This is a genomic window from Rhizorhapis sp. SPR117, from assembly GCF_021742065.1.
Genome location: NZ_JAKKIE010000128.1, coordinates 1 through 4,420, shown reverse-complemented (window position 1 = coordinate 4,420; position 4,420 = coordinate 1). Strand labels below are relative to the sequence as shown.

The 4,420-nt window shown below is 62.6% G+C and carries 7 protein-coding genes; 4 read left to right on the top strand and 3 right to left on the bottom strand.

From position 1 onward, the window contains the following. Positions 1-556, top strand: a 556-nt coding sequence (locus tag L3X40_RS21100; protein WP_237367316.1) for a hypothetical protein, incomplete at its 5' end; no start/stop codon positions are given. Between the two features lie 9 nt (positions 557-565). Here the strand turns inward: L3X40_RS21100 and L3X40_RS21095 are convergent. After that, positions 566-880, bottom strand: a complete 315-nt coding sequence (locus L3X40_RS21095; RefSeq protein ID WP_237367315.1) for a type II toxin-antitoxin system RelE/ParE family toxin — start codon at positions 878-880, stop codon at positions 566-568. Position 881: 1 nt separating this feature from the next. Further along, positions 882-1,139: a ribbon-helix-helix domain-containing protein gene (locus tag L3X40_RS21090; protein WP_237367314.1), complete on the bottom strand. Its 258-nt coding sequence runs from the start codon at positions 1,137-1,139 to the stop codon at positions 882-884. Positions 1,140-1,260: 121 nt separating this feature from the next. Here L3X40_RS21090 and L3X40_RS21085 point away from each other — a divergent pair, with 121 nt between their 5' ends. Next, positions 1,261-1,470, top strand: a complete 210-nt coding sequence (locus tag L3X40_RS21085; RefSeq protein ID WP_237367313.1) for a hypothetical protein — start codon at positions 1,261-1,263, stop codon at positions 1,468-1,470. Here the strand turns inward: L3X40_RS21085 and L3X40_RS21080 are convergent. Further along, complete coding sequence (locus L3X40_RS21080; RefSeq protein ID WP_237367312.1) at positions 1,454-1,642, bottom strand: DUF6771 family protein; 189 nt, start codon at positions 1,640-1,642, stop codon at positions 1,454-1,456. The genes L3X40_RS21085 and L3X40_RS21080 overlap by 17 nt on opposite strands. A 196-nt stretch (positions 1,643-1,838) precedes the next feature. Here L3X40_RS21080 and L3X40_RS21075 point away from each other — a divergent pair, with 196 nt between their 5' ends. Then, a complete protein-coding gene (locus tag L3X40_RS21075) occupies positions 1,839-3,980 on the top strand; it encodes a ParB/RepB/Spo0J family partition protein (RefSeq protein ID WP_237367317.1) in 2,142 nt (713 codons plus the stop codon). A gap of 97 nt (positions 3,981-4,077) precedes the next feature. Next, a complete protein-coding gene (locus L3X40_RS21070) occupies positions 4,078-4,275 on the top strand; it encodes a hypothetical protein (protein ID WP_237367311.1) in 198 nt (65 codons plus the stop codon). The last annotated feature ends 145 nt before the right edge of the window (positions 4,276-4,420 follow it).

The window sequence follows — 4,420 nt, the reverse complement described above, 5'->3', positions numbered from 1 at the left end:
GGTACACTTTTACTCCGAAATGAACGGACCCCAAAAGACCCGTCAGTGGTACATTTTTACTCCGCCGTTTATAGCGGGCGGCAAGCACCGCATCGCGCGCGGCGAATCATATTCTTGCATTCGATCCAACCGTTTCCAGCAGGCAGACACCGCCACGGCGGGAAGTATCTCGTTGCTCCCCGATGGAAAAGGCCGTGTCATGAGCGGCCTTCCCGAGCGCTCTGTACGGCGAGAGCCGCAACGGGCGAGCCGATGCTGTCGCTATTGTCGCCACTGGCACGCCCCGGCTGCAACCTTGCTAGCTGCCTATGACGCCTTCCGCGAGGGAATAACAAAACGCCCAGTGAAGCAGCCTGCCGGGCATTGTGACAGGGTCCTTGTGATTGAAGGCCGACCCGTGAGCTTTTCCACAACCGCAGCGGGTTTCAGTTGCTTCAATTTCGAAATGATTGAGCTGTTACAAACTACTCCCGATAACGGAACCATCATTATCTACGAAGGAGATCAAATTCTCTGGCAAGGGCGGGAAGAGGATCTACCAGACGAGTATCGCTGACTATCGATCTTAGCCACCATCATCTTCGCGGAAGCGGTCCATCTGATGCATGCGTTCATGCAGGATAGTGACAATCCCGACATCGCCGTTGGCGAGCAAGCGCCAGTAAACATAATGATGCTCGAAGCGGCAGTAATAACCGTCGACGCCGAATTCGGCCGGGATCGCGCGCCACAGCAATTCGCGGCGTGCGATCCGGTCGAAGCAGGTGAACAGACCGCGGATATAGGCTTCGGCCTGCTCCTGGCCCCATGTGTCGAGAGTATAGGCAAAAATCTCGTCGAGCCGCTGGCCCGCGATTGCCGAAACACGAAATGCCGTCATGTTACACGCGGCGATTGCGGGCGATCACGGCCTCGGCGTCCAATGCGCCATAGCTGTCTTCAGGTGCGGCAAAGGCGCGGGTCAGTTCGGCTTTCAGACGCTGGAACTGCTCCGCCTCGTTCCTCTCCTTGTCGCGCCGGATCAGGTCGCGGACATATTCGCTGACATTCTCATAGGCGCCCTGATCGCCGACGTTAGCCGCGACGAACTCGCTCAGCGCGCCGCCGATCCGGACATTGAGAGTAATCGGCTTGTTCATGCGCGGTCTCCTTTGTCCTTATATAGTTCAATATTGTGGACGCATGCAAGGGTCGCCTCGCCGGGGAGGCTTCGGTGCCGATCATCTGCTATGTCATGGACCGCTGTTTTGGAGTCGCCCCATGCCCAAAAACCGCATGACCTTTCACGATCCCCGTGACGAACTGCCGCCAGTGACGATCGAGATCCTCAAGGGCGACGTGCTGCGCTTTACTCAGATCGACCGCGATGGCCGGGCCAACGTCGTCACGTTCTCCGACCGTTTCGACATTCGCCACGGCGTCTTCGACGTTGCGGCACGGCCGACGTCATCGCTCACAGCGGAAGACTGAGCTGGTTCACGTCGGCAGGGGATGATCCCTCCAGCTTCTCGATGATCGTTGCCGCCAGCGAATCGGCCGCCCGCTCGCGCATTCGTTCGTCTGGCACCGTCAGGCCGACGCGCGCCCATCCGGGTGCTGCCAGCAGGATCGCGGACAATGCCTGTCGTTCGATTCGTTCCATGCCGGCAAAAGAACAAATAGAGAACTTAATGGCAAGAGCCTTGATGCCGAACGGCGGTATCGGAGCGATCGATAGCGTCAGCTTGCCTGACGGCCTGCCTGCGGCAGACCTTGAGAGGAAGAGGAAGGCCGAAGCCTTCGTGACGGGCTTGCAGCCGGGAGAGAGTCTCGCGGCGGCCCGTCATGGAGAATGCACCATGGCCAAAGCACCCCAGAAGATCACCCTCAGCGGCTCGCGCGACATTCCGTTCGACCGCTTGCGCCTGTCCCAGTCCAATGTCCGCCGGGTAAAGGCCGGCGTATCGATCGGCGAGCTGGCGGAAGATATCGTCCGCCGCACGCTGCTGCAGAGCCTTAATGTGCGGCCTATCCTTGACGCGGAAGGCCAGGAAACCGGCCAGTTCGAGGTGCCGGCCGGTGGCCGGCGGTTCCGCGCACTTGAACTGCTGGTGAAGCAGAAGCGGCTCGCGAAAGACGCACCCATCCCCTGTGTCGTCAAGGCGGCCAACGACGTCGTCTCGGCCGAAGAAGACAGCTATGCGGAAAACACCTTCCGCGAGCAGCTTCATCCGCTCGACCAGTTCCGCGCCATGCAGGCAATGGTCGACAAGGGGCAGGATATCGAGTCGATCGCCGCGCACTTCCTCGTGACGACGGCGGTCGTGAGCCAGCGGCTCAAGCTCGCCAAGGTTTCGCCCAAGCTGCACGAGATTTATGCCGAGGACGGCATGACGCTGGAGCAGCTCATGGCCTTTTCGGTCTCCGACGACCATGAGCGCCAGGAGCAGGTCTGGGAACTGCTTGCCCACAGTTACAACCGGTCGGGCGCCTATATCCGGCAGAAGCTGACCGAGAACAGCGTGCGCGTCGCGGACAAGCGGGTGCGGTTCGTTGGGGTTGAAGCCTATGTCGAAGCCGGCGGCGGCGTGATGCGCGACCTGTTCGAGGATGACGATGGCGGCTGGCTGACCGATCCCGCGCTGCTCGACCGGCTCGTCACCGAGAAGCTCCAGGCCGAGGGCGAAAAGATCGGCGCCGAAGGCTGGAAATGGGTCGCGACCGCCGTCGATTTGCCCTGGCGCGTCACCAACGGCCTGCGCGAGATCGACGGCGTGCCCGTCCCGCGGACTCCCGAAGAGGATGCCCGGCTCGCGGAACTGGAGGACGAGGCGGAGAAGATCGAGGCGGAGTGGTCCAACGACCCCAATGTCCCGGACGAGGTACATGAACGCATTGCCGCCCTCGATGGCGAGATCGGCGCCCTCGTCGATCGTCCGCTGACCTTCGACCCTGAAGAGATGGCGCGGGCCGGCGTGTTCGTCTCGATCGAGGTCGACGGATCGCTCTGCATCGAACGCGGCTATGTCCGTCCCGAAGATGAACCGGCGGCCCCGAGCGAAGACGGCGAAGCCGATGCCGGCTCTGGTGTCGAGGGCGAACCTGCCGACGAGGACCGCGATATGCCGGACGGTGCTGCCGCGCCCAATGTCGTGTCGATCGACACGGCATTGGGCCGGGATGAGGAGGAAGATGGCGAACTCCTCAAACCCCTTCCAGACCGTCTGGTCGCCGAACTCACGGCGTGGCGCACACTCGCTCTGCAGAACGCCTTCGCACAGAACCCATCGACGGCCTTCGCGGCGGTGCTGCACGCTTTCGTGCTTGGCGCCTTCTACATGGCCAGCCGTGAATCCTGCCTCGAACTGTCGCTCAGCAAGGTGTCGTTCGGTTTTGCGCCTTCGGGCTTGCGCGGCAGCACTCCCGCCAAGGCGATCGACGAGCGCCACAAGCGCTGGGCGGACCGGCTGCCGGACAGCGACAAGGATCTGTGGGACGCGCCACTCCAGTTCGACGGCGCCGAACAGGCCGCCCTGTTCGCGCACTGCGCCTCGCAGGCATTGAACGCGCAAGCGGAGGTGGTGCCGAAGTATGACAATGGCCGCATCTCCAAGCACAGCGTCGAACGGCGCATCTCGCACAGTCACGTCCTGGCGCGGGCTGTCGGCCTCGATCTCGTCGGCGCGGGCTGGCGTCCGACGGTCGAGGGTTATTTTCGCAGCGTGACGAAGCCGCGCATCCTTGCCGACGTCGCCGAGGCCAAGGGATCGAAGTTCGCCGAAATGATCGACCATCTGAAGAAGGGAGACATGGCGAACGAGGCCGAGCGGCTGCTTGAGGACGCCGGTTGGCTTCCCGAGCCGATGCGGACGCCCGAACTGCTCAATGCGCCCGCTGGCGATCCGGCGGCGGATACTGAGGCCGCCGAACTGCCGGCCTTCCTCGATGACGAGGCGCAGCCGGTCGATGACGATGGTGACGGCATCGCGGCAGCGGCCTGACCTTCGGGCGGGGCGGTTTCGGCCGTCCCGTTAATCTCCCCTTCCATCATTCGAGCCCGGCGCACCCGCGTCGGGCTTTCGCATTTTCAGGAGACATATGATGCGGACCTCCAAGATCGATACCGCGACCCCGGATGAACTGGCGCCCGTGTTGCTGCTCGCTCTTCAGCGGCTCGGGCAGCTTGGCCGCCCCGGCGCTGTCGCGCTCGCGCGGCGGGTCGAGGACGATGGCGTAGATTTCGACGAAGCGGCCGAATGGATCGCGGACATCGCCTCTGGTGGCCTTCGGGAATGACCCGGTCGCGCCATCCACCCTGTTTCCCACAATCCCCGCAAGCCCGGTCTCTTCGCCGGGCTTTTGCCTTTCAGGAGAAGGCATGAATGTTGGGTGAGCGGCTGATACTCCCGATTCGTGCTCGTTTTGGGCATATGTGTTGGGA